Annotated in this window: 22 protein-coding genes; 8 read left to right on the forward strand and 14 right to left on the reverse strand. The window is 73.8% G+C overall.

What is annotated here, in order from left to right:
- Positions 1 to 76 precede the first annotated feature (76 nt).
- The 3 genes from ACH4E8_RS02725 to sigE form a co-directional block, all read right to left on the reverse strand.
- Positions 77 to 1,834, reverse strand: coding sequence for a S1C family serine protease (locus ACH4E8_RS02725; RefSeq protein ID WP_398443648.1), 1,758 nt, complete (start codon positions 1,832 to 1,834; stop codon positions 77 to 79).
- A 101-nt stretch (positions 1,835 to 1,935) separates the two neighbouring features.
- Positions 1,936 to 2,976, reverse strand: a complete 1,041-nt coding sequence (locus tag ACH4E8_RS02730) for an anti-sigma factor family protein (protein WP_398443650.1) — start codon at positions 2,974 to 2,976, stop codon at positions 1,936 to 1,938.
- Complete coding sequence (gene sigE, locus ACH4E8_RS02735; RefSeq protein WP_398443652.1) at positions 2,973 to 3,743, reverse strand: RNA polymerase sigma factor SigE; 771 nt, start codon at positions 3,741 to 3,743, stop codon at positions 2,973 to 2,975. Before sigE ends, ACH4E8_RS02730 begins: the two co-directional genes overlap by 4 nt.
- Positions 3,744 to 3,928: 185 nt before the next feature.
- Between sigE and ACH4E8_RS02740 the strand changes: the two genes are divergently transcribed.
- Positions 3,929 to 4,630, forward strand: coding sequence for an O-methyltransferase (locus ACH4E8_RS02740; protein WP_361961544.1), 702 nt, complete (start codon positions 3,929 to 3,931; stop codon positions 4,628 to 4,630).
- Positions 4,631 to 4,717: 87 nt separating this feature from the next.
- On the opposite strand, the gene ACH4E8_RS02745 is transcribed toward ACH4E8_RS02740, so the two are convergent.
- Positions 4,718 to 4,885: a DUF3117 domain-containing protein gene (locus tag ACH4E8_RS02745; RefSeq protein WP_003966491.1), complete on the reverse strand. Its 168-nt coding sequence runs from the start codon at positions 4,883 to 4,885 to the stop codon at positions 4,718 to 4,720.
- A gap of 394 nt (positions 4,886 to 5,279) precedes the next feature.
- Between ACH4E8_RS02745 and ACH4E8_RS02750 the strand changes: the two genes are divergently transcribed.
- Positions 5,280 to 6,080 carry an enoyl-CoA hydratase/isomerase family protein gene (locus ACH4E8_RS02750; protein WP_398443654.1) on the forward strand — a complete coding sequence of 267 codons (801 nt, stop codon included), beginning with the start codon at positions 5,280 to 5,282 and terminating at the stop codon, positions 6,078 to 6,080.
- Between the two features lie 355 nt (positions 6,081 to 6,435).
- On the opposite strand, the gene ACH4E8_RS02755 is transcribed toward ACH4E8_RS02750, so the two are convergent.
- Both ACH4E8_RS02755 and ACH4E8_RS02760 read right to left on the reverse strand, forming a co-directional pair.
- On the reverse strand, positions 6,436 to 7,023 hold the full coding sequence (locus ACH4E8_RS02755) for a DNA-3-methyladenine glycosylase I (protein ID WP_398443656.1): 588 nt from the start codon (positions 7,021 to 7,023) through the stop codon (positions 6,436 to 6,438).
- Entirely contained in the window at positions 7,020 to 7,424 is a 405-nt protein-coding gene (locus ACH4E8_RS02760; RefSeq protein ID WP_398443658.1) for a hypothetical protein, read from the reverse strand. Before ACH4E8_RS02760 ends, ACH4E8_RS02755 begins: the two co-directional genes overlap by 4 nt.
- A 139-nt stretch (positions 7,425 to 7,563) precedes the next feature.
- On the opposite strand from ACH4E8_RS02760, the gene folP reads away from it, so the two are divergent.
- The gene (folP, locus tag ACH4E8_RS02765; RefSeq protein WP_398443660.1) at positions 7,564 to 8,424 is read left to right on the forward strand and encodes a dihydropteroate synthase; all 861 of its coding nucleotides are present in this window, start codon (positions 7,564 to 7,566) and stop codon (positions 8,422 to 8,424) included.
- A gap of 54 nt (positions 8,425 to 8,478) precedes the next feature.
- On the opposite strand, the gene ACH4E8_RS02770 is transcribed toward folP, so the two are convergent.
- Both ACH4E8_RS02770 and dapE read right to left on the reverse strand, forming a co-directional pair.
- Entirely contained in the window at positions 8,479 to 9,228 is a 750-nt protein-coding gene (locus tag ACH4E8_RS02770) for a TIGR00730 family Rossman fold protein (protein ID WP_398443662.1), read from the reverse strand.
- Between the two features lie 61 nt (positions 9,229 to 9,289).
- Positions 9,290 to 10,369: a succinyl-diaminopimelate desuccinylase gene (gene dapE, locus ACH4E8_RS02775; RefSeq protein ID WP_398443664.1), complete on the reverse strand. Its 1,080-nt coding sequence runs from the start codon at positions 10,367 to 10,369 to the stop codon at positions 9,290 to 9,292.
- 127 nt (positions 10,370 to 10,496) lie between these two features.
- Between dapE and ACH4E8_RS02780 the strand changes: the two genes are divergently transcribed.
- Together ACH4E8_RS02780 and ACH4E8_RS02785 are read left to right on the forward strand one after the other, a co-directional pair.
- Positions 10,497 to 11,456 (forward strand): hypothetical protein, encoded by a 960-nt coding sequence (locus ACH4E8_RS02780; RefSeq protein WP_398443666.1) that lies wholly within the window; start codon positions 10,497 to 10,499, stop codon positions 11,454 to 11,456.
- 291 nt (positions 11,457 to 11,747) lie between these two features.
- On the forward strand, positions 11,748 to 12,185 hold the full coding sequence (locus ACH4E8_RS02785) for an ATP-binding protein (protein WP_398443668.1): 438 nt from the start codon (positions 11,748 to 11,750) through the stop codon (positions 12,183 to 12,185).
- 165 nt (positions 12,186 to 12,350) lie between these two features.
- On the opposite strand, the gene dapC is transcribed toward ACH4E8_RS02785, so the two are convergent.
- Together dapC and fdxA are read right to left on the reverse strand one after the other, a co-directional pair.
- Positions 12,351 to 13,487, reverse strand: a complete 1,137-nt coding sequence (gene dapC, locus ACH4E8_RS02790) for a succinyldiaminopimelate transaminase (RefSeq protein WP_398443670.1) — start codon at positions 13,485 to 13,487, stop codon at positions 12,351 to 12,353.
- Between the two features lie 141 nt (positions 13,488 to 13,628).
- Complete coding sequence (gene fdxA, locus ACH4E8_RS02795) at positions 13,629 to 13,949, reverse strand: ferredoxin (protein WP_003985062.1); 321 nt, start codon at positions 13,947 to 13,949, stop codon at positions 13,629 to 13,631.
- Positions 13,950 to 14,065: 116 nt separating this feature from the next.
- Between fdxA and ACH4E8_RS02800 the strand changes: the two genes are divergently transcribed.
- Both ACH4E8_RS02800 and ACH4E8_RS02805 read left to right on the forward strand, forming a co-directional pair.
- Complete coding sequence (locus ACH4E8_RS02800) at positions 14,066 to 15,136, forward strand: GNAT family N-acetyltransferase (RefSeq protein WP_398443672.1); 1,071 nt, start codon at positions 14,066 to 14,068, stop codon at positions 15,134 to 15,136.
- Positions 15,129 to 15,974: a tetratricopeptide repeat protein gene (locus ACH4E8_RS02805; protein WP_398443674.1), complete on the forward strand. Its 846-nt coding sequence runs from the start codon at positions 15,129 to 15,131 to the stop codon at positions 15,972 to 15,974. Before ACH4E8_RS02800 ends, ACH4E8_RS02805 begins: the two co-directional genes overlap by 8 nt.
- 921 nt (positions 15,975 to 16,895) lie before the next feature.
- On the opposite strand, the gene ACH4E8_RS02810 is transcribed toward ACH4E8_RS02805, so the two are convergent.
- From ACH4E8_RS02810 to ACH4E8_RS02825, 4 genes are all read right to left on the reverse strand, one after another.
- Positions 16,896 to 18,851 (reverse strand): peptidoglycan binding domain-containing protein, encoded by a 1,956-nt coding sequence (locus tag ACH4E8_RS02810; RefSeq protein ID WP_398443676.1) that lies wholly within the window; start codon positions 18,849 to 18,851, stop codon positions 16,896 to 16,898.
- A 236-nt stretch (positions 18,852 to 19,087) separates the two neighbouring features.
- Positions 19,088 to 19,507 carry a DUF6113 family protein gene (locus ACH4E8_RS02815; RefSeq protein ID WP_398443678.1) on the reverse strand — a complete coding sequence of 140 codons (420 nt, stop codon included), beginning with the start codon at positions 19,505 to 19,507 and terminating at the stop codon, positions 19,088 to 19,090.
- Positions 19,504 to 20,427, reverse strand: a complete 924-nt coding sequence (gene mshB / locus ACH4E8_RS02820; RefSeq protein WP_398443680.1) for an N-acetyl-1-D-myo-inositol-2-amino-2-deoxy-alpha-D-glucopyranoside deacetylase — start codon at positions 20,425 to 20,427, stop codon at positions 19,504 to 19,506. The genes ACH4E8_RS02815 and mshB overlap by 4 nt, the downstream gene beginning before the upstream one ends.
- Positions 20,428 to 20,582: 155 nt before the next feature.
- Complete coding sequence (locus tag ACH4E8_RS02825; protein ID WP_361529667.1) at positions 20,583 to 20,777, reverse strand: hypothetical protein; 195 nt, start codon at positions 20,775 to 20,777, stop codon at positions 20,583 to 20,585.
- A gap of 155 nt (positions 20,778 to 20,932) precedes the next feature.
- Between ACH4E8_RS02825 and ACH4E8_RS02830 the strand changes: the two genes are divergently transcribed.
- On the forward strand, positions 20,933 to 23,095 hold the full coding sequence (locus ACH4E8_RS02830; protein ID WP_398443682.1) for a prolyl oligopeptidase family serine peptidase: 2,163 nt from the start codon (positions 20,933 to 20,935) through the stop codon (positions 23,093 to 23,095).
- Positions 23,096 to 23,216: the final 121 nt, after the last annotated feature.

The following is a 23,216-nucleotide window of genomic DNA, read 5'->3' on the forward strand; positions in this document are numbered from 1 at the left end:
GCTGTTCACGGGCCGTACGCCGACCGGTGCGCCGACACCGGTGTCAGCGCCGGTGCCGGCGTACGGCAGCGGGCGGTCAGCCGGCTTCGGAGGAGCCGAGCGTCAGCTTCTTCGTCAGCTCCTTGCCGGCGCGCTCGATGGTGAGCTCCAGTTCGTCGCCCGGGCGGTGGGCCCGGATCTTGACGATCAGCTCCTCGCCGCCGCTCACCTTCTGCCCGTCGACCTCGGTGATCACGTCGCCGGGCCGAATGCCCGCCTTGGCACTGGGGCCGTCGGGGACGACGGTGGGACTGTCGTCCTTGTTCTTCTCGGCCACCCGGGCGCCGGGGCCGTTGTACTTCAGGTCCAGATTGACGCCGATCACGGGATGGGTGGCCTTGCCGTTGTTGATCAGCTCTTCGGCGACGCGCTTGCCCTGGTTGATGGGGATGGCGAAGCCGAGGCCGATGGAGCCGGCCTGGCCGCCCTCGGGGCCGTCGCCGGTGTCCGCGGCGCGGATGGCGCTGTTGATGCCGACGACCCGCGCTTTGGCGTCGACGAGCGGTCCGCCGGAGTTGCCGGGGTTTATCGGGGCGTCGGTCTGGAGGGCGTTGACGTAGCTGACGTCGCTGCCGTCGCCGCGTTCGCCGCCGGCGGTGATCGGGCGCTCCTTGGCGCTGATGATGCCGGAGGTGACGGTGTTCTGGAGGTCGAAGGGGGCGCCGATGGCGACGACGGGGTCGCCGACGCGGACGTTGTCCGAGTTCCCCAGGGGGAGCGGGGTGAGGCCGGCGACGCCCTTCACCTTGACGACGGCGAGGTCGTAGCCGGCGTCCTTGCCGACGAGGGTGGCGCGGGCGCTCTCGCCGCTGCTGAAGGTGATCGTGATCTCGCCGGAGCTGCCGGCGGGGTCGACGACGTGGTTGTTGGTGAGGATGTGGCCCTGCTTGTCCAGGACGAAGCCGGTGCCGGTGCCCTGCTCGCCGGCGCCGCTGACGTGCAGGGTGACGACGCTGGGCAGGGCGCTGGCGGCGATGCCGGCGACGCTTTCGGGGGCCCGGCCGCCGTTGTCCTTCGGGGCCTGGTCCAGCTCGATCAGATCGCTGCCGAACCCGCCGTTGCGCTCGGTGTACGAGCCGATGCCGCCGCCGATGACGCCGGAGACCAGGGCCAGCAGCACCGCGCCGGCCACCAGCGGGCCGCGGCCGCCCTTGCGGCGGCCGGGGCCGCCGGGGTGGGTGAGCGGCGCCGCGGGCGCGCCGGAGGCCCCGGGGGCGCCCCACGGGTCGTACTGGAGCCACTGCGAGGCCGGCTGCGGCGCGGCCTGCGTCGGCACGACCGGCTGTTGGACCGGCGGCTGTTGGGCCGGGAACTGCTGGGTCGTGTGCGGCGGCGGGGCGAATCCGGCGCCGTCCGTCGCCGGCTGCGCGGCGGGGTGCGCCGGGGCCGATGCGGGCGGCGGGGGCCCGGCGTCGGCACCGGTGGGCGCAGCCGCCGGCGGCGGAGGTACGGCAGTGCCGTGCGCGGGAGTCGGTACGGGGCGCTGTACGGGCGGGGCGGGCGCCCACGGCCCGGGGCCACCGTACGGCGGGGTGCCGTACGGGTCGGGTTCGTGCAGCGGCCGGGGCGGCTGCACCGGTGTGCCGCTCGCGGCGGGCTCGGTCACCGGGCCCGGTTCGGCGGGGACCGCGTCGGCGGGCTGCTGCCCCGGCGCCGGCGCCCCGGGGTGGGGTGCCGGCGGCTCCGCGGGCTCGGGTGCCACCGGCGGCTCCGCGGGCTCGGGGGGAGTCCCCTGACCCGCGCCGGGCCGACTCCACCACTTCGCCTTGGGTCCGGTGGGCTTCCCGTCGTCCATGCTCTCCCCGCAAATGCCGATTACGCGGCGCCCACGCGCACGCCTTCAGAGATTCAACCAGGTTTGCGAATCCCCTTGCAGGGCTCCACCGAGGACGGACGTCAGCGGGCGTGCTGCGGTCCGGGCCCCGGGGAGGGGGCGACCAGGTGCGTCGGCGAGGGCGTCGCCTGCGCGACGGCGTCCGGGACGCTGGAGAGCTGTAGCGCGCTGCCCGTGGGACGTATCAGCGGGGGCACCTTGAAGGCGGGGAACGCCGAGTACAGCACGGAGCGGGAGGGGTGGGAGGCCAGGCCGAGGGGCGCCGGGGCGGCCAGCGGGACCAGACCCGAGGTGGTGCGCTCCTCCGACCGCGTGGACCCCGTGCCGCTGCTCCTGCGCCGCTCGTACTCCGCGGCGCGGGCCGCTGCGGCGGTGGTCGGGGCGTTGGCACCGACGCCCAGACCGCTGCCGGGGGTGGCGCCGGTGCCCTGGGTGCCGTTGGGTGCCGGGGCCCGCAGCGGGGTGGTGCTGCCGCCCTGGCCGCCGGCGCGCGAGCCGGAGGAGGACGACTCCAGCGGCAGCGAGGCGCCGAGGGCGATCGCCGCGAAGGACACCGCGCTGGCCGCCGCGAAGGCGAACCTCCGGCCGCGCCAGAGCGAGCGGTCGGCGTCCTGGCGGCCGACCTCATGGATCCGGAATCCGGTGGCCGGGGCCGGACGGCCCGGGAGGCCGGGAAGTCCCGGCCCGTGGGCGCTCGGATGCGGCCCGGGAACGTATCCGAAGGATCCCGGGCGGCGGACGCCCGGTCTTCCCGCGGACGGGCTCAGCGCTCCGAAGAGGGCCTCGGCGTCCCCCATGCGCCCGCCGAACGGGCCGCCGGTCTCGTCTTCGTCCCGGGAGCCGCCGAGCACGCCGGGGCCTCCGGGCAGCCCTTGGAGCCGCGCGAGCAGCCCTTCGGAGGGCGGCGGGGGCGCGGCGTGCGCGAAGACGTCTTTGAGCCGGCGCTGGGCGTCGGCTTCGGCCTTGCAGCGGGAGCAGGTGGCGAGATGGGCGAGGACCCGGTCCCGCGCGTCGTGTTTCAGCTCTCCGTCGACCAGGGCTGCGAGCCGATCCCCGAGGTGCTGCTCGGCGGGGGTCGGGGAAATGGGGCTGGATCCGCTCACGCCGGGCCGCCCTCCCCTGCGAGCCCGACCGCCCCCACCAGGGCGCGCTGCTGCTCGGCGCGCGCCTCGGGCGAGCGGTGCTTCAGGGCCTTGCGCAGATGCGAACGACCGCGGTGGATCCGGCTGCGGACGGTGCCGAGCTTGACCCCGAGCGTCGCGGCGATCTCCTCGTACGACAGGCCCTCGATGTCACAGAGGACCACGGCGGCGCGGAACTCCGGCGCGAGGGTGTCCAGGGCCTGCTGCACGTCGGCGTCGAAGTGGGTGTCGTTGAAAGCCTGCTGCGGGGACGGCTCGCGGCTGGGCAGCCGCTCCGCCGCGTCGTCGCCGAGCGAATCGAAGCGGATGCGCTGCTTGCGGCGGACCATGTCCAGGAAGAGATTGGTGGTGATGCGGTGCAGCCAGCCCTCGAACGTGCCGGGGGTGTACGTCGACAGGGAGCGGAAGACGCGGACGAAGACCTCTTGGGTCAGGTCTTCGGCGTCGTGCTGGTTCCCGGTGAGGCGGTAGGCGAGGCGGTAGACGCGACCGCTGTGCGTGCTGACGATCTCCTCCCAGGTGGGGGGCGTCCACGCCTGCGATTCCGCATCCGATGCGAAGGTCGCGGTGGCTGCGGTGGTGGCGGTGGAACGGTCAGCATTGTGGGTCACAAATTTCGGCTCACCCGGTGACCTGATGAGGAAGCGGCGGAGCGCTCCCTTCCGATCCGCAGGTGCAGCCGCACCTCCCCTGTCGGCTCTGGTGGTGTCCAGCGGAGCCCCTACCATAGCCACTCCGTCCGTTAGCTCCGGATAAGAATCTTTACGCGAATTTGGATCCCGCTTACCTGCCCGATCCATCCGTCCCCCCGGTTTTCTTCCTCCGCGCGCTTCCCGCCGGCCCCCGCCCGCCCGTTCCCGCACATCGCCCCGTCGCGCCTTGTCGTGCCCTTTCTTCCAACGCGCGGTCCCATCTGCGGGTTCCCACCCGCAGCGGATACAGTCAACGTCGCGTTCAACTACGGGGACAGGAGAGGCCCATTACCGCAAACCGGCAGACAAGCTGGGCGTTCGCCGACGCCTTTGTCGCCGAGGACGACGCGCTGCGCTGGGCCCGCGACCGGGCCCGGGAGGCGGGCGTCCCCTCGGTGTCGCCAGGCACCGGCGCCGCGCTGCGTCTGCTGGCGGCCACGGCGGACGCGAAAGCGGTAGCGGAAATCGGCACGGGAACGGGCGTCTCCGGCGTCTATCTGCTCCAGGGCATGCGCCCCGACGGCGTGCTGACCACGGTCGACCTGGAACCGGAACGCCAGCAGTTCGCCAAGCAGGCTTTCCAAGTGGCGGGATTCGCCAGCAACCGCGCCCGCTTCATTCCCGGGCGCGCCCTGGACGTATTGCCCCGGCTCGCGGACGGCGGGTACGACCTCGTCTTCTGCGACGGCGACCGGCTGGAGTGCCTGGATTACCTCGCCGAATCGTTGCGCCTGCTGCGCCCCGGCGGAATCGTCTGCTTCGAGGGCGTCTTCGCCCGGGGCCGTACGGTCGACTCGGCCGCCCAGCCCGCGGAGGTGCTGCGGCTGCGGGAGCTGCTGCGCGCGGTCCGCGAGAGCCAGGAGCTGGTGCCCTCGCTGCTGCCGGTGGGCGACGGCCTGCTGTGCGCGGTGCGCCGGGGCTGAGCCGCGGCGCAGCGGCTCCCGGACACGCCACCGCCCCGACACCTCGCGATGTCGGGGCGGCGATCCGGTCCTGGGGTGGCTCGCGCCTTAGCCGACGACCTTCTTCAGGGCGTCGCCGAGCGCGTCGGCCTCGTCCGGGGTCAGCTCGACGACGAGCCGACCGCCGCCTTCGAGCGGAACGCGCATGACGATGCCCCGCCCCTCCTTGGTCACCTCGAGCGGGCCGTCGCCCGTCCGCGGCTTCATGGCCGCCATGCTCGTTCCCCTTCCTGAAACCAGCTCATCGTCTACCGACCTGCGCCCTGGGCAGGCGCTCGTCACGGCATCGAACACATTGCTTCCAGGTCATTATCCCGCATGGCGGGACCCGATGACCAACATCGGTCGGCATCGCTTAGGCAACGTACTTTCCCAAAACCACCCAATTCGGCGATCCACCTGCAATACTCCGCCGGCGCCCGGGGCCGGTCCGGGTCCGTGCGCGCCCCGTACCCCGCCGAAGATTCCGTTTGAGCCAGGTCACAGCGCGTACCTCTGTCCAGTGGATCTCCGCCGTGCTGAGCTGGGGCCCCCGCACGACGGGGAAGAAGCCACCAGTGCCGCGGGCGACCCGGCAGACGACGCAAGAGAGCCGCAAAGGGGACCCGAGATGGCCGACTCCGTGCTGTACGACGTGACCGACGGACTCGCGACGATCACGCTCAACCGGCCCGACGCCATGAACGCGCTGAACGTCGAGGCCAAGGTGGCGCTGCGGGACGCCGTGGGGGCGGCCGCCGCCGACTCCGCCGTACGGGCCGTGCTGCTCACTGCGACCGGCCGGGCCTTCAGTGTCGGCCAGGACCTCAAGGAGCACGTCACGCTGCTGGCGGCGGACCGCGAGGCCGGCACCCAGCAGACCATGACGACGGTGCGCGAGCACTACAACCCGGTGGTGCGGACCCTGGCCACCATGCCGAAGCCGGTCGTCGCCGGGGTCAACGGCGTCGCGGCGGGCGCGGGCCTCGGCTTCGCGCTGGCCGCGGACTACCGGGTCGTGGCGGACACCGCGAAGTTCACCACCGCCTTCGCCGGGGTCGCGCTCACCGCCGACTCCGGGGTGTCCTGGACCCTCCCCCGGCTCGTCGGCCAGGGCCGCGCGGCCGACCTGCTGCTCTTCCCGCGCACCCTGTCCGCGCAGGAGGCGTACGACCTCGGGATCGCCAACAAGGTCGTCCCGGCCGACGACCTCCCGGCCGAGGCGCTCGCCGTCGCCCGGACCCTGGCACAGGGGCCGACGGTGGCGTACGCGGCGATCAAGGAGTCCCTCGCGCACGCCGCCGCGCACTCGCTGGACGAGACGCTGGCCAAGGAGGACGAGCTCCAGACGCGGGCCGGCGCGTCCGAGGACCACGGCATCGCGGTGCGCGCCTTCGTCGCGAAGGAGGCGCCCCGCTACGTGGGCCGCTGATCCTCGCGCCCCTGGGACCTCGCCGTTTCCCTCCGGGAGTGTTGCCTTCTGCGGGTCCCGCGCGCTTCCGTGTGCGTGTGGACGTAGCCGCCGTCTTCCCTCCGGGAGCGTCGGTCTCTGCGGCCCGGTGGTGGTGTCGCGCAGTTCCCCGCGCCCCTGTTTCGCTTCTCCCGTCACTCTTCTGCGGGCTGAGGGCAAGGTGTTTAGGAGCGCTGGGGGACCCCCCACGCCTCTGGGCGTAGGTGGGGGTGCCCCCGTGCCCGCAGGGCACAGGGGGAGGAACTGCGCGACAAGCCCATCACCGGGCCGCAGAGACCAACGTTCCCGCAGAGCTACGGCGGCTACGTCCAAAGAGTCAGACGCGCCCGCGGGCCACGCAGCCCTCAAGGTGGTCGTCGACCAGGCCGCACGCCTGCATCAGCGCGTAGGCCGTCGTCGGGCCGACGAAGCGCAGGCCCTTCTGCTTGAGGGCCTTCGCCAGCGCGGTGGACTCGTCCGTGACCGCGGGGACGTCCGCGAGCGTCGCCGGGGCCGGGCGGGTCGCCCCGTCGGGCGCGTGCGACCAGATCAGGGCGTCCAGTTCGCCGGGCGCCCAGTCGACCAGCACCCGGGCGTTGGCGAGGGTCGCGTCCACCTTGGCGCGGTTGCGGATGATGCCCTCGTCGGCGAGCAGCCGCTCGCGGTCGGCCTCGGTGAACGTCGCCACCTCGGCGATCTTGAAGTCGGCGAAGGCGCGGCGGAAGCCGTCCCGGCGGCGCAGGATGGTGATCCACGAGAGCCCGGACTGGAACGCCTCCAGACACAGCCGCTCGAACAGGGCGTCGTCGCCGTGGACGGCGCGCCCCCACTCGTCGTCGTGGTACGCGCGGTAGTCGTCGGTGGACAGTCCCCAGGGGCAGCGGAGCCTGCCGTCGGGTCCGGCCTGCGGGCCGCCCGCGGTCATCGGTCGCCCGCCTCGTCCGCGTCGCCGCGCGCCGGGGCGTCGGCCTCCGGCACGGCGTCCTCGACGCCCGGCTCGGCGAACATCTCGGGGCCGCCGACGGCGGTCGCCTTCGCGCCGGCGAGCGCGGCCTCCAACTCGGCGATCCGGGAGTCCCGCTCGGCGAGTTCGGCGCCGAGCCGGCCGAGGACGTCGTCGACGTCGGCCATCCGGTAGCCGCGCGGGGAGACCGGCAGCCGCAGCGCCTCCACGTCGGCCCGCCCGACGGGCCGGGCGGCCGGCAGCGGGTCCACCAACTGCTCGGGGGCGACGTCCGGCAGGGCGGCGGTGTCACCACCGCCGACCACGGCCAGTGTGACCGCGCCGACGACCACGGCCATCGCGATGGCCAGGAACAAGAACACGAGCGACCCTCCCTGAGCGGAAACCGTCCCGTGCTGATCGTGCCACGTCGCGATGGCTTAGGGTCCACACGGCGGATCCTGAGGTCACAGCCGGACCCTTGACACGTCGCCGCCGGACCACGACGAGGGGAAAGAGCCGATGCTGCGGTTGGGAGAGCGTGCCTTTGACCGGCACGAGCCGGTGATCATGGCGATCGTGAACCGCACCCCGGACTCCTTCTACGACCGGGGCGCCACCTTCCGCGACGAGCCCGCGCTCGCCCGCGTCGAGCAGGCGGTGGCGGAGGGCGCGGCGATCATCGACATCGGCGGGGTCAAGGCCGGCCCCGGCGACGAGGTCACGGCCGAGGAGGAGATCCGGCGCACCGTGGGCTTCGTCGCCGAGGTGCGCCGGCGCTTCCCGTCCGTCGTCATCAGCGTCGACACCTGGCGGCACGACGTCGCCGACGCGGTCTGCGAGGCCGGCGCCGACGTGCTCAACGACGCGTGGGGCGGGGTCGACCCGAAGCTCGCCGAGGTCGCCGCCCGCCACGGCGCGGGGCTGGTGTGCACGCACGCCGGCGGGGTGGAGCCGCGGACCCGACCGCACCGGATCGCGTACGACGACGTCATGGCCGACATCCTGGAAGTCACGCTGGGGCTCGCCGAGCGGGCGGTCGCCCTCGGGGTGCGGCGCGACGGCATCATGATCGACCCGGGGCACGACTTCGGGAAGAACACCCGTCACTCGCTGGAGGCCACCCGCCGGCTGGACGAGATGGTCGACACCGGCTGGCCGGTGCTGGTCTCGCTCTCCAACAAGGACTTCGTGGGCGAGACCCTGGACCGCCCGGTGAAGGAGCGGCTGATCGGCACCCTGGCGACGACGGCGGTCTCGGCGTGGCTGGGGGCGCAGGTGTACCGGGTGCACGAGGTCGCGGAGACCCGGCAGGTGCTGGAGATGGTGCGGGCGATCAGCGGCCACCGGGAGCCGCGGGTGGCGCGCCGGGGCCTGGCGTGACGCGGGGCGGCCGGGTGCGCGCACCCGGCCGTCCCGTCGTGCGTCGTCCTCCCGTCAGCGCCCGGTCTCCTTGGTGACCAGGTTCACCGCTTCCTCGACGTCGTCCGTCACGTGGAAGAGCAGGGTGTCCCGCTCGGACGCCTTCCCCTGGGCCACGACGGTGTTCTTCAGCCAGTCGACCAGCCCGCTCCAGTACTCGGAGCCGAACAGCACGATCGGGAAACGGGTGACCTTCCCGGTCTGGACGAGCGTCAGCGCCTCGAAGAGTTCGTCGAGGGTGCCCAGACCGCCGGGAAGCACCACGAACCCGGACGCGTACTTCACAAACATCGTTTTTCTGACGAAGAAGTAGCGGAAGTTCACCCCGATGTCGACGTGCGGGTTGAGGCCCTGCTCGAAGGGCAGCTCGATGCCGAGGCCCACGGAGATGCCGCCGGCCTCCCGCGCGCCCTTGTTGGCGGCCTCCATGGCGCCCGGCCCGCCGCCGGTGATCACCGCGAAGCCCGCGTTGACCAGCGCCTTGCCGATCTGGATGCCGGCTTCGTACTCGGGGGTGTCGGGGCGGGTGCGGGCGGAGCCGAAGACGCTGATCGCACTGGGCAGTTCGGCGAGCGCGCCGAAGCCCTCGACGAACTCGGACTGGATCCGCATCACCCGCCAGGGGTCGGTGTGCACCCACTGCGAGTCGCCCTCGGTGTCCAGCAGGCGCTGGTCCGTGGTGCCGGCCTGGACCTGCTCGCGGCGCCGCAGCACCGGTCCGAGGCGCTGCTCCTCCCAGTCGCGAGAACCTCCGGGGTTGCTCATGCCTGCTCCCTCCGCCGAACGTCGAACATGGAACGTCGTTGCTCGCCCCAGCGTAATTCGGTCAGCCGGTCAACCACTGGCGCAACCGCTGTTCGCACTGCGCGATGCGGTCGACGACGACGTGCTCGTCGCGCTTGTGGGCGTAGAGCGGGTCGCCGGGCCCGTAGTTCACCGCGGGCACGCCGAGCGCGCTGAAGCGGGAGACGTCGGTCCAGCCGAACTTGGGCCGGGCCGTGCCGCCGACGGCCGCCATGAAGGCGACGGCGGCGGGGTGCGAGAGCCCGGGCAGCGCCCCGCCGGAGTGGTCGTCGACGACGAACTCCGCGACGCCGCAGTCCGCGAAGACCTCGTGGACGTGGGCGACGGCCTCGGCCTCGCTGCGGTCGGGGGCGTAGCGGTAGTTCACGGCGACGGTGCACTCGTCGGGGATGACGTTGCCGGCCACCCCGCCTTCGATGCGCACGGCGTTGAGCCCCTCGCGGTATTCGAGGCCGTCGATGACGGGGCGGCGCGGCTGGTACGCGGCGAGGCGGGCGAGGATCGGCGCGACGGCGTGGATGGCGTTGGTGCCCATCCAACTGCGCGCGGAGTGGGCCCGCTCCCCCGTCGTCTTCAGCAGGACGCGCAGGGTGCCCTGGCAGCCGCCCTCGACCTCGGCGTCGGAGGGTTCGAGCAGGACGGCGAAGTCGCCCGCCAGCCAGTCGGGGTGGGCGTCGGCGATCCGCCCGAGGCCGTTGAGGTGGGCGGCGACCTCCTCGTTGTCGTAGAAGACGAAGGTGAGGTCGCGGTTGGGCTCGGGGACGGTGGCGGCGATGCGGAGTTGGACGGCGACGCCGGCCTTCATGTCGCTGGTGCCGCAGCCCCACAGGACGCCGTCGGAGTCGAGCCGGGAGGGGACGTTGTCGGCGATCGGGACGGTGTCGATGTGCCCGGCGAGCACGACCCGCTCGGGGCGCCCGAGGTGGGTGCGGGCCACCACGTTGTTGCCGTACCGGTCGACCGTGAGGTGCGGCAGGGCGCGCAGCGCCGTCTCGATGGCGTCCGCGAGGGGCTGCTCCTCCCCGCTGACGGAGGGGAAGTCGACGAGGGCGGCGGTGAGGGCGGGGCCGGCGAGCGAGAGGTCGAGTGCGGTGGGCGACATGGGGACGACCTTAGCGGGGGCCGGTGAAGCGGTGCGGCCGGCCGTCCTACGGGCGGCTCCGACATCGGTTTTCGGCCGTCAACCCACCCGGGACCTGCGGAGACGGTTCTCCTAGTACGGTGTGCCTGTGTCCGAAACCGCCTCCTCCGGCCGGCGCGGCAGTCGCGCCGTGCGGGTCGCCGCCGGCTCCGCCGTCCTCCTGGCGCTGATCGGTTACGTCGTGGTGCAGCAGTCGACGGGGAGTTCGGTTCCCGGCTGCACGGTGCGCGCGGCGGGCGGGGGCGGCCCGACGTACGAGTTGAGTACGGAGCAGGCGTCGAACGCGGCGACGATCTCGGCGATCGGCACCACCCGCGGGCTGCCCGAGCGGGCGGTGACCATCGCGCTGGCGACGGCGCTCCAGGAGTCGACGCTGTACAACATCGACCACGGCGACCGGGATTCGCTGGGGCTGTTCCAGCAGCGCCCGTCGAAGGGGTGGGGCAGCCCCGAGCAGGTCATGGACCCGGTGTACGCCGCGGGGAAGTTCTACGAGGGCCTGGAGAAGGTGCCGGGGTACTCGCGGCTGCCGCTGACGGTGGCCGCGCAGAAGGTGCAGCGCAGCGGCTTCCCGCAGGCGTACGCGAAGCACGAGCCGAACGCGGCGCTGCTGGCCGCGGCCCTGACGGGGCGCGCGGGCGCGTCGCTGACGTGCACGCCGCGCAGCGGCGTCGAGGCGGCGGGCGATCCGGCGCGGGTGCGCAAGGAGTTGACGCGCGCGTTCGGCCTCAAGACGGCCGACGGGCCGGTGGGCGGCGCCTCCTCCACGCTGCTGTCGGTGCCGGTGCGGCCGGCGGCCCTCGGCTCGGGCGAGCAGCGCGGCTGGGAGCTCGCGCACTGGGCCGTGGCGCGGGCCGAGGAGCTGGGCATCGAGGAAGTGGCGTTCGGGGGCCGCGTCTGGCGCGCGGAGGACGCCGCCGAGGGCTGGCGCAAGGACGGCCCGGGCGGCTCCGCGCCGTCCGGTGCGGACCGGGTGACGGCGGCCGGCGCGGAGGTCCCCGGCGCCCGCACGGCGCAGGAATCGGTACGGATCAGACTCGCACGCTGATGCGAGCCGTCCCTCGTGGGGCGTAGTTCCAGTGGGTCACTCCAATGGCCCCGGGTGGCGCACGGACGCCGTAGGGCGCTCCCGGGCGATTCCCTAGGGAACAGCGGGAAGTGACGGTTCAGCACGAGGTCGAGCCCTGCGCCGTTTGCCCGTTTTCAGCCAGGGACGATTATGCGACGCATTACCAACTCTTTACCTTTGCGCACCGCAACTTCCCCGCCCCCCTGAGCGGTTGTCTGGGCAGCACGACCCCGTGCCACTCCCGTCCCAACCTTCGTCTCAAGGAGCATCATGTCCCTCCCCCTGACCCGCCGGATCGCCCGTGCCGCGCTGCTCGTCGCGGCGGGCGCCGCCCCCGTCCTCGGTGCGGCCGGCTCCGCCGGCGCCGTGGACCTCGGGCAGGCCGCGCCGCTCGGCGGGCTGACGGCGTTGGACGCGAACGGCGTCAGCGGCGCGGTCGACGGCGCGACGCAGCAGACGACCCAGCTGGCCGGTGCGACGGGCGGCAAGGCCGTCGAGCAGACCGTCCCCGCCGCGGGCAAGGCGATCGGCGGAGCCGGCAAGAAGGCGGCCCCGGCCGCGCAGGAGACCGCGGGCGACGCCGCGGGCAGCGCCGGCGGCCTGCTCGGCGAGACCACGGGCGCCGCGACCGACTCGCTCGGCAACAGCGGCCTCGCCCCCGGCTCCCTGGGCGGCGGCCTGCCGACCCAGGGGCTGCCGCTCGGCTGACGGCGACCAGGCGGCAGCAGCCGGAAGGGCCCGGGAGCACTCGCTCCCGGGCCCTTCTCCCGTGTGCACGCCTTCGCCCGTGTGCACGCCTTCTGCCGTACGCGCGGCGCGCCTTCGCCGGTCGGCGCCTTCTTCGCCCGCACCGTGCCGTGCCGCGCCGGTCGGCTACGCGGTCAGCCGCTCGACCGCCGCCGCCACGCGCTCGTCCGTCGCCGTGATCGCCACCCGGACGAAGCGGTCCCCCGCCGGCCCGTAGAAGTCTCCCGGGGCCACCAGGACGCCCAGCTCGGCGAGGTGCGCCACGGTGTCCCAGCACGGCTCGTCGCGGGTCGCCCACAGGTAGAGGCCCGCCTCGCTGTGCTCGATCCGGAAGCCGTGGCCCTCCAGCGCCGCCCGCAGCGCGGTGCGGCGGGCCGCGTACCGCAGCCGCTGCTCGGCCACGTGGGCGTCGTCGCCGAGCGCCGCGATCGTGGCGGCCTGGACCGGGGCGGGGACCATCATCCCGCCGTGCTTGCGGATCTGGAGCAGCTCGCCGAGCACGTCGGCGTCACCGGCGACGAACGCGGCCCGGTAGCCGGCCAGGTTGGAGCGCTTGGAGAGCGAGTGGACCGCGACGAGGCCCTCGTACGTGCCCCCGCTGACGTCCGGGTGCAGCACCGAGACGGGCTCGGCCTCCCACCCCAGCTCCAAGTAGCACTCGTCGCTGAGGACGAGGACGCCGTGCTCCCGCGCCCAGGCGACGATCCGGACCAGTTCGTCCTTGGCCAGGACGCGACCGGTGGGGTTGGAGGGGGAGTTGAGCCACAGCAGCTTCAGCGTGGCGGGGTCCAGCTCGGTCGGGTCGTCGTACGCGACGGGGGTCGCGCCGCACAGCCGCGCGCCGACCTCGTACGTCGGGTAGGCGAACCGCGGGTAGGCCACCACGTCGCCCGCCCCGAGACCGAGTTGCGTGGGCAGCCAGGCCACCAGCTCCTTGGAACCGACGACGGGCAGCACGTTCGCGTGCGTCACGCCGACCGCGCCGAGCCGTCGCTCCGCCCACCCGGTGAGCGCGTCCCGCAGGGCGGGCGTGCCCCACACCGTCGGATAGCCCGGGGAGTCCGCGGCGTCGGTCAGGGCCTGCCGGATGACCTCGGGGACGGGGTCCACGGGGGTGCCGACGGACAGGTCCACGATGCCGTCGGCGTGGGCCGCGGCCGTCGCCTTGTACGGCTCCAGCTTGTCCCAGGGGAAGACGGGCAGGCGCGCCGAGACGCGCGGGGAGCCCGAAGGGGCTGACGGTGCTGACGGAGCTGCGGACACGGGCTTTCTCTTTCTCGTACGTGCGGATCGACGACCCGGGCCGGGGCGCGGCCAGGGCGGGCTGAGGCGGGAGAAACGCAACGGTCCCGTACGGACGTCGACCGTACGGGACCGGCAGGGATCGGCTCGCTCGCCGGCGGATCAGCCGTTCTGCGGCGGCAGCGCGGCGATGAAGGGGTGGTCCCGCTCGATCAGCCCGAGCTTGGAGGCGCCGCCGGGAGAGCCCAGCTCGTCGAAGAACTCGACGTTCGCCTTGTAGTAGTCCTTCCACTCCTCCGGGGTGTCGTCCTCGTAGAAGATCGCCTCGACGGGGCAGACGGGCTCACAGGCCCCGCAGTCGACGCATTCGTCCGGATGGATGTACAAGGACCGGGAGCCCTCGTAGATGCAGTCGACGGGGCACTCCTCGATGCATGCCTTGTCCTTGACGTCGACACAAGGCTGCGCGATGACGTAGGTCACGCTGTCGTTCCTCCTTGGTAGGGCTCTTGGCTTGCGCGGGAGCGCGGCGTCGTCGATGCCCGCCCCTAGTATCTCCGTTCCTGGAGACGATCCGAACACGAGGGGCTCACAGAGCAGTGGAAATTGCCGGCGCCGGTCGCCTCAAAGTCCGTATTACACCTCTTGACGTGGGTAAACGAGTATCCATTAGGCGCTTTGTCGACCCCGCTGGCGGCGGTGGGGCGTTCACCGACACGGTCGGCGTTCTCACATCGTGGAACGAAGGTGTGCTGGTGATCACTCGCCGCGACGGGCGGTCCGTGCGCGTGCCCGAAGGCGAGCTGGCGGCGGGCAAGGTGGTGCCGGCCGCGCCCGCGCGGCGCCGCGGGCTGCCGGCCGCGGACTTCGTCGAGCTGACCCGGGCCGGCGCGCGGGCGTGGCCGCCGGTGGAGAGCGAGGCGCTCGGCGAGTGGCGGCTGCGGGCCGCGTACCAGGAGGCGCCGGGCGGGCCCCGCTCCGGCCCCTCCGTCGGCTTCACCCGACGGGCGAACTCGGCGCTGGCGCTCGGCGACCCCGGCGTCCCGCTCGACCGGGCGCTGGCGCGGGTGTGCGAGTGGTACGGGGAACGCGGCCTGCCCGCGTACGTCCAGGCCGCGACCGGCGCCGCGGGCACGCAGGAGGTGCTCTGCGCGGAGCTGGCGGAGCGCGGCTGGCGGCGCGAGGTGTCCGCGGACGTGCGGATCTCCGGCCTCGCAGCGGTCGGGGACCTGGACGCGGACGTGGCGCGGGTGACGCTGGCGCGCTCGGTCGACGAGCTGGGGCCGGGCTGGCTGCGGCGCTACCAGCGGTCCGGCGAGCCCGGCCCGCACGTGCTGAAGGTGCTGGCCGGGGGCCCCTCGGTGTGGTTCGCGGCGGTGCCGGGCACGGGCGGACCGGACGTGCCGGCGGCGATCGGGCGGTGCGTGGTGGACGGCCGGTGGGCCGGCTTCATGGCGGTCGAGGTGGACCCGGCGCACCGCCGCCAGGGGCTGGCCACGGCCGTGATGACCGCGCTGGCCCGGCGCGCCCTGGAGGAGGGGGCGTCGGCGGCCTGGCTCCAGGTGGAGGCGGACAACGCGGGCGCGGGCGCGCTCTACGAGGGCATGGGCTTCACCACGCACCACAGCTACCACCACTACCGCGCACCCCAGGGCCACTCCGATGCGTGACGAGCCGGACGGCCCGCGGGCGGACGACCCCAGGGAGGCGTTCGCCGCCGAGGCCCGCGCCGAACGGCCCGACCTCGCGCTGCTGTGCCTGCTGTTGGGGCGGGTCGCCGATCCATCGCTGGACGACGCCGGGGTGGACGCGGCGCAGATCGAACTGGACCGGCTGGCCGGGCAACTCCCGTACGGCCTGCACACGCCGCGCGCGTGGGCGACGGCGCTGGAGCGGCTGCTGGGCGACGAGCACGGCTTCCACGGCACCCCCGGCGACTACCGCCGGCTGGAGTCCTCGCTGCTGCACGAGGTGTTGGAGCGGCGGCGCGGGCTGCCGATCCTGCTGTCCGTCGTCTGGGTGGAGGTCGCGCGGCGCGCGGGGGCGCCGGTGTACGGGGTGGCGCTGCCCGGGCACTTCGTCGTCGGCTTCGGCCCGCCGGAGGACCAGGTGCTCGCGGACCCGTTCGCGGGCGGACGCGTCCTGACCGGCCCGGAGGCCGCGCTGATGGTGGCGGGTGCGACGGGGGTGCCGCCCGCCGCCTCGATGCTGCAGCCGGCGCCGGTGCTGGAGGTGGTGGGCCGGGTGCTGAACAACATCCGCGCGTGGGCTTCCGCCCGCCCGGAGCAGTCGGCGGTCGCCCTGTGGGCGGTGGAACTCTCCTTGGCGCTCCCCTCCCACCCGGCGCGCCTGCGCTACGAACGGGCGGAACTCCTGGTGCAGCGGGGCGAGTTCCTGCGGGGTGCGGTGGAGCTGGAGTCCTACGCGGAGGTGGTGGCGGAGGTGGACCCCACCACCGCGGAGACGCTGCGCTCGCGAGCCCGCGCGGCCCGAGCGAGGCTCAACTGACGAGAGCCTCGCCCCCTGCGGGTGCGCTGGTGTGCGGGTCGTGTGGTTGCCCGCGCAGCCTCTCGTGCGGCTGGACGTCTCCGCCGTTCCCCCGCCGGAGCGTTGGTCTCTGCGGGCCGGTGGTGGGCTTGTCGCGCCGTTCCGCCCCCTATGTCCAGAGGGCATGGGGGAACTCCCAACGCCCCTGGAAATCCCCGCCGTTCCCCTGTGGAAGCGTTGGTGTGTGCGGCCCGTGGGGGGTTGCCCGCGCAGTTCCTCGCGCCCCTAGACATCCCCGCCGTTCCCCTGCGGGAGCGTTGGTGTGTGCGGCCCGTGGGGGGTTGCCCGCGCAGTTCCTCGCGCCCCTAGACATCCCCGCCGTTCCCCTGCGGGAGCATCGGTTTCCGCGGACCGTGAGGATTGCCCGCGCAGTTCCTCGCACCCCTAGACATCCCCGCCATTCCCCTGCGGGAGCATCGGTTTCCGCGGACCGCGGGGGGGTTGCCCGCGCAGTTCCTCGCGCCCCTAGACATCCCCGCCGTTCCCCTGTGGAAGCGTTGGTGTGTGCGGACCGTGGGGGGGGGTGCCCGCGCAGTTCCTCGCGCCCCTGTGTTGCGCTCCCCGATGCCTACCTGCAGCCCGTCCTTGGTTGCGGGCACAGTTCATCCCCTCTGAGGGGCCTCGCTCGTCTGCGGGGAATCGGGGTGATCAATCCCCGCAAGCCGGCAGGGGGCAACCAGGGGCGCGGGGAACTGCGCGACAAGCCCACCACCGGTCCGCACACACCAACGCTCCCGGAGGGGAACCGCGGAGACGTCCAGCCGCACGAGAAGCCGCGCGGGCAGTCAGAACGCGTCCGCACACACCGACGCACCCGCAGGGGACCCGCGGGTGCGTTCGGGTGGTGCGGCGCGCAGCCCGCAGGGGGCTGCGCGGGGCGCGTCAGTCGAGCTGGATGTCGACCGTGCGGTCCTCCCGGGTCTTGCCCCGCAGCGCCGGACCCATCGCCTGGGCGATGTCGTCCGGGCCCAACTGGTGCTGCTTGCCGTCGCCCTTCGTGATCATCACGCCCTGGAACGTACCGCCCACCAGCTCGGCGATCGCCTCCTTGTCGTAGACCTCCACCAACTTCCCGTCGATCGCCTTCATCGACAGGATCTGCGGCAGCGACCTGTTCGGGCCGAAGTCGATCTTCTTGCCGCCCGCCCTGACCGTGACCAGCCCGGACATCGCGGGGTCGGCGAACTCCTTCTTCGCCCGCTCCAGCTCCGCCTGCGTTATCGACGGTTCGCGTTCGGCGACGGGCAGTTCGACGACGTTCGGCCGCCCCTTCTCGACCTGCGCCCGGTACGCGTCCTTGACCAACAGCAGCGAGCGGTCCGCGTCCAGCGACTTGCCCGCCTTGCCGGGGACGAGGACGACCTCGCCCGGTTCGAACTTGATCGTGCCCTCGACCGCGGAACCGGCCGTGCCGGCCAGGTCGGTGAGGGCGGCGCGGAGCTTCTCCTCGTCCACGACGATCACGGGCTCGGCGACGCGTTCGCCGCCGAACAGCGAGCCGATGACCGACACGGGGTTGTAGTCGCTGCCGGCCGCGTTGCGCACGGTGGTCTGGCTGTCGAGGGACAGGCCCGCCTTGTCCGGAGCGAGCTCGACCTCCTTGCCGCCGACGGAGAGCTTGAGCGGGGCCGCGGCGCGCTTGCCGAGGGCGCCTTCGAGCTTGCCGACGGCCTGCTCGCGGGTGCCGCCGCCGATGTCGACGCCGAGGACGGTGGTGCTCTTCGGCACGTCGGAGTGGTTCAGCAGGAGGCCGGCGCCGTAGGCGACGCCGACCGCGCCGACGGCCGCCACGCCGACGAGCACCAGCTTGGAGCGGCCCTTCTTCTTGGCGGGCGGCGGCGCGGGGCGCGACGAGGGCGAAGAGGGCGCGGCCGAGGCGCCCCCCGGCTTCGACGGCGGTGCGGCCGCGTCGGAGGGAGCTGCCGCGGCGCCGTGCGGACCGGCGGGGAAGCCCGAGGGCTCCGGCTTGACGACCGGCACGCCGCTGGTGAGCGTTTCGCCGGAGACGTTGCCCCCGGGGCCGGTACCAGCGGCGCCACCCGGCGCGGGCGCGGGCTTCTGCGGCGTCAGTACGGCCGTGTCGTCGGACATCCGGGGCGCGCCGGGAACACCGGGTACACCGGAGCCGGCGCCCGGGGCGACCGGCATGGTGCCCTGCGCGGGACCGGTCGTGGGCCCGGCCGGGCCCGACGGCCCCGTCGCTCCGGGCGCTGACGGCGTGCGTACGCCCAGCGCGGGCGTCTGCGGACCGGACGCGGGCGCACCGGCGCCAGCCGCTGCCGCCGACCCCGTACCGCCCGCGAGGTCGCTCAGCGAACTCCGCGGCGGCGCGCCGGCCGTGCCGTTCGCCCCGCCCGTCGTGGTGCCCGCGGTCGGGGTCCCGGGCGGGCCCGTGGGCACCCGCAGCCCGGCGCCGTTGGTGCCGGACTTGCGCGGCGCGAACCAGTCGCTGGTGGGCTCGGGGCCGCCGGCGTCGGGCCGCGGCTCGGTGCCGGCACCGGGCGCGGGCGGTGGCGCCGTGGCGTCGAACACCGGCATGGCCGCGGTGCGCTCCGTCTCGCCCTCCCCACCGGGTCCCGGCGCCGGCGTCGCGGACTCGGATTCGTTCACGGGCTTGCGCATCACCACGGGCGGAATGGGCCGCGACCCGGGGATGTTGATGCGGATGCGGGTGGTGATCGTCGTCTCGGTCTTGGGCTCGGACTTGGCCGCGTCCGGCTTCGGCTCGCCGTCGGCGCCGGCGTAGCGGCGCGAACCGTACGGCGGCGTCCCCGAGGGGTACGCGGCTCCGCCGCGCCCCTGCGGCCCGGAGGACGAACTGTCAGTTTCACGACTCAAAGCAGGATCTCCCGGTTGGCTTCGCCGCCCGCTTCTTACTGTGTTCCACGTGCTGAGGGCGGCTCGGCGGCGCGCACCACCATACTGGCCGTCGCTGACGCTCACCCCACGACTGTGGAAAGCCTCATTCCGACGGGGCCGCAGGCGGGCGCCGTGCGGCCCACCGCACCGGGGGCCGGGCACTCGGTCGGGCTCTTCGCGGTCCCACTCGATCGGGTCGCGCTCCTACCGCACCGCTACCCCTCAAGTCGACCGGAACGGCCGCCCGGTTGCAAGGGTCGGCCCAGGGTGGCACACATCACAGCGACGCCCATGCCGCCCAGGATGAACAGCAGCGGGCCGACGCCGGCGCCGAACAGGGCGTCGCCCTCGGGGCGTCCGATGCTGAGCAGCACGATCGCCACCAGCCAACCGACCGCCGCGGACAGCACGCCGAGTTGGTTGCCGGTGGCCTCGCGCGCACCGTAGAAGAGCCCCGCCGAGCCGAGCAGCGCGAGCAGCAACCCGAGCGGGAGCCAGGCCGCTTGCACCAGCGAACCCGCAATGCCGACGAACGCACCGAGGACGGCGAGGCCGAGGTACGCGGCGACGCGTCCCGGCCGGGGCCGGTGGGTCGTCCAGTCGCGGGCCAGGCCGGCGCCGGGGCCCCCGCTCACGCCGACACCGCCGAGCCGGCCGGGCCCCCGGCCGCTCCGGCGAGCCCCGCGAACAGGTCGTGCTCCCGCTGTCCCGCGGGCGCGCCCGAGCGGCCCTCGGCCAGCTCGAAGTACTCGGTGGTGAAGATCGGCTGCCCCAGGTCGTTGGAGAGTGCGAAGAAGGGCCCGTCCACGGCGATCTGGGTGGCGTGCGCGCGCATCGCCGCCGCCTTCTGCCCGACGTACTCGCGGCCGTCGATCTCCGCGGTGACGACGGAGTCGTCCACCACGCCCGGAACGTCGTCCAGCGCGGCCACCCCGGGGAACTCCACGCCCTGCGCCCGGAGCCGGGCGAAGCCCTCCTCGGCGACCGAGCGCGGCACCCGGGTCCAGTACACCTTGGCGACGGTCCAGGGCTCCCCGAGGTCCCGCCGGAAGGCCCGCTCCCCCGCCAGCTCGGCGGCGCGCATGGCGACCCGGTGGGCCTGGATGTGGTCGGGGTGCCCGTAGCCGCCGTCGGGGTCGTACGTCACCAGGACCTGCGGGCGCACGGAGCGGATGACCTCGACGAGGTCCGGGGCCGCGTCGTCGACCGGGGTGTTCCAGAACGCGCCCTCGCGACGGTTCTGGGCGAGGCCCATCATCCCGGAGTCCCGGTAGCGCCCCTGCCCGCCCAGGAAGCGGTGGTCGGTGACGCCCAGCTCCTTCATCGCGGCGGCCAGCTCGCCCACGCGGTGGGCGCCGAGCGCGTCGTCGCGGTCGGCGGTGAGATGGGCGAGGTCGGGCGGAATGACCTCGCCCTCCTCGCCGAGCGTGCAGGTGACCAGGGTGACCTGCACGCCTTCGGCGGCGTAGCGGGCCATCGTGGCGCCGTTGGTGATCGACTCGTCGTCCGGGTGCGCGTGCACGAGGAGCAGACGACGGGTGGGAAGGTCCGTCATGCACACAGCCTACGAGGGAAGGCCGGACCGCCGCCGCGGAACGTGATCCTCCGGCCATCGGGTCCGCCGCTCGACGGCCCCGCGCCGGGGTGAAGGGTGGGGTCCGGGTCGAGCCGCCGGGACGACGGCTCGTTCGGACGCCGGTGGTCGGACCGTCAGAACTTGAGGTCGCCGACCATGTCGGCCACGCTCGTCGTCAGGTCGGTGATCGTGGGCTCGAAGGACGAGCTCGCGAGAAAGAAACCGAACAACACGCAGACAACCGCATGCCCGCCCTTGAGCCCGGACTTCCGGATCAGCAGGAAGACGACGATCGCCAGCAGCACCACCGCCGAAATCGAGAGTGCCACGGCGGTTCACCTCCACAGAGACTCGGTCGGGACGGGCAGGTCGCATGTGCCAGATGGTTCCTACCCACCTCGCGCTACGGATCATAACTATCCACGCCCACGCATCGGTTGGTGCACGGCAGCACGCGGGGCGCACGCCCGCTAGGTTCGGTCACATGACCACGCGGAACAAGCTTTCTTTTCCCCGCCAGTTCGCTCGTACACAACGCTTTGCGCTCGGTGCGCCCCGTGCGTTCACCGTCGTGCCGGACGGATCACGGGTGGTGTTCCTGCGTTCGGCGTCCGGCACGGACCCCGCCGGCGGGCTGTGGGCGCTTGACCTGGTGGGTTCCCGGGACGCCGGGGGTACGGAGAAGGGCGCGACGCAGCCGGCGGAGCGGCTGGTGGCGGACCCGCGGGAGTTGCTCGGCGGTGGGCCGGAGCGGCTGTCGGCGGCGGAGCGGGCCCGACGCGAACGCAGCCGGGAGGGTGCTGCGGGCATCGTCGGCTATGCACTGGACTCGGCCGGCGAGTTGGCGGCTTTCGCACTGTCCGGACGTCTGTTCACGGCGGAACTGTCGACCGGGACGACCCGGGAACTCCCCGTACGGGGTCCGGTGATCGACCCCCGGCCGTCGCCGGACGGGCGGCGGGTGGCTTACGTGGCGGGCGGCGCGCTGCGCGTCGCCGAGGTGGCCGGCGAGGGCGACCGGGTGCTCGCCGGGCCCGAGGAGGACCGGGTCTCCTACGGCCTCGCGGAGTTCGTCGCGGCCGAGGAGATGGGGCGCCCGCGGGGCTTTTGGTGGTCGCCCGACTCGGACCGGCTGCTGGTGGCGCGGGTCGACGAGCGGGAGGTGCGGCGCGTGTGGCTGTCGGACCCGGCGCACCCCGAGCGGGAGCCGCAGTCCGTCGCGTACCCCTTCGCCGGCACGCCCAACGCGGACGTACGACTCTTCCTGATCGGCCTGGACGGCGAGCGCACCGAGGTCGTCTGGGACCGGGCGCGCCACCCGTACCTCGCTCGGGTGCAGTGGTCGAGCGGCGGTGCGCCGCTGCTGCTCGTCCAGGCGCGCGACCAGCGCACCCAGCGGTGCCTGACCGTGGACACCGCGTCCGGGGCGACCCGGACCGTCCACGTCGACGAAGATCCAGATTGGCTGGAACTCTTCCCCGGGGTGCCGGCCCGGGCGGCCGACGGACGGCTCGTCCGCATCGCCGACGAGGGCGGAGCGCGCGTGCTGACCGTCGGGGACCGGGTGTTGACCACGGCGGCGCTGCACGTGCGGGCGGTCCTCGACATCGGCGACGACGACGTGCTGGTGACGGCGTCGGCGGGCGAGGAGGCGGCGGAGCCGGAGATCGGCGAGGTCCACGTGTACCGGGTCAACGAACTCGGCGTGGAGCGGGTCTCCGAGAGGCCCGGGGTGCACACGGCGGTCCGGTCGGGCGCGGTGACCGTGCTCACGTCAGCGCGGCCCGACGTGCCGGGCTCGACGTTCCGGGTGCTGCGGGACGGCGAGCGGGTGGCGACGGTCGCCTCGCTCGCCGAGCAGCCGGTGATCACCGCCCGGCCCCGGCTGTGCGAGGCGGGGCCGCAGCGCATCCCGTGCGCGGTGCTGCTGCCGACGGGCTACCGGGAGGGGGACGGCCCGCTGCCGGTGCTGATGGACCCGTACGGCGGCCCGCACGGGCAGCGGGTGTACGCGGCGCACCATCCGTACCTGACCTCGCAGTGGTTCGCCGACCAGGGCTTCGCGGTGGTCGTCGCGGACGGGCGGGGCACGCCGGGCCGCTCCCCCGCGTGGGAGAAGTCGGTCAAGGACCACTTGTTCCTGCACTCCGTCGACGACCAGGTGGCGGCGCTGCACGCGCTCGCCCGCACGTTCCCGCTGGACCTGGACCGGGTCGCCATCCGCGGCTGGTCCTACGGCGGCTCGCTGGCGGCGCTCGCGGTGCTGCGGCGGCCCGACGTCTTCCACGCGGGGATCGCGGGCGCGCCGGGGACCGACCAGCGGATGTACGACACGCACTACACGGAGCGGTACCTCGGGCTGCCGCAGGAGCGGCCGGAGGTGTACGCGGCGAACTCGGTGGTGACGGACGAGGGGCTGAGCGGGGCGCAGGAGCCGGTGCGGCCGCTGATGCTGATCCACGGCCTCGCGGACGACAACGTCCTGGTGGCCCACACCCTCCGCCTCTCCTCCGCGCTCTTGGCCGCGGGCCGCGAGCACGAGGTGCTTCCGTTGAGCGGCGTGACCCACATGACCCCTCAGGAGGAGGTCGCGGAGAACCTGCTCCGCGTCCAGGTGGCGTTCCTCAGGAGGGCGTTGGGGGTGTAGCCCTGCGGGTGGGCTCCGCCCCGGTCCTTCAGGGGTGTGGGGGCGGGACGACCGGCCGGGGCGCGTCAGAGGGGCGTCCCGGCCGGGGACGGCACCCGCACGGCCGTGGGGTGAGCTTGGC

The organism is Streptomyces sp. NPDC017979 (assembly GCF_044328175.1).
In the GTDB taxonomy this organism is placed as follows: domain Bacteria; phylum Actinomycetota; class Actinomycetes; order Streptomycetales; family Streptomycetaceae; genus Streptomyces.

Excerpts from the sequence above, each read along its gene's own strand:
- ACH4E8_RS02725 (WP_398443648.1), bottom strand. The coding sequence starts at position 1,834 with ATGGACGACGGGAAGCCCACCGGACCCAAGGCGAAGTGGTGGAGTCGG.
- sigE (WP_398443652.1), bottom strand. The coding sequence starts at position 3,743 with ATGGTAGGGGCTCCGCTGGACACCACCAGAGCCGACAGGGGAGGTGCG.
- ACH4E8_RS02745 (WP_003966491.1), bottom strand. The coding sequence starts at position 4,885 with ATGGCGGCCATGAAGCCGCGGACGGGCGACGGCCCGCTCGAGGTGACC.
- ACH4E8_RS02750 (WP_398443654.1), top strand. The coding sequence starts at position 5,280 with ATGGCCGACTCCGTGCTGTACGACGTGACCGACGGACTCGCGACGATC.
- ACH4E8_RS02755 (WP_398443656.1), bottom strand. The coding sequence starts at position 7,023 with ATGACCGCGGGCGGCCCGCAGGCCGGACCCGACGGCAGGCTCCGCTGC.
- folP (WP_398443660.1), top strand. The coding sequence starts at position 7,564 with ATGCTGCGGTTGGGAGAGCGTGCCTTTGACCGGCACGAGCCGGTGATC.
- ACH4E8_RS02770 (WP_398443662.1), bottom strand. The coding sequence starts at position 9,228 with ATGAGCAACCCCGGAGGTTCTCGCGACTGGGAGGAGCAGCGCCTCGGA.
- dapE (WP_398443664.1), bottom strand. The coding sequence starts at position 10,369 with ATGTCGCCCACCGCACTCGACCTCTCGCTCGCCGGCCCCGCCCTCACC.
- ACH4E8_RS02785 (WP_398443668.1), top strand. The coding sequence starts at position 11,748 with ATGTCCCTCCCCCTGACCCGCCGGATCGCCCGTGCCGCGCTGCTCGTC.
- ACH4E8_RS02805 (WP_398443674.1), top strand. The coding sequence starts at position 15,129 with ATGCGTGACGAGCCGGACGGCCCGCGGGCGGACGACCCCAGGGAGGCG.
- mshB (WP_398443680.1), bottom strand. The coding sequence starts at position 20,427 with ATGACGGACCTTCCCACCCGTCGTCTGCTCCTCGTGCACGCGCACCCG.
- ACH4E8_RS02830 (WP_398443682.1), top strand. The coding sequence starts at position 20,933 with ATGACCACGCGGAACAAGCTTTCTTTTCCCCGCCAGTTCGCTCGTACA.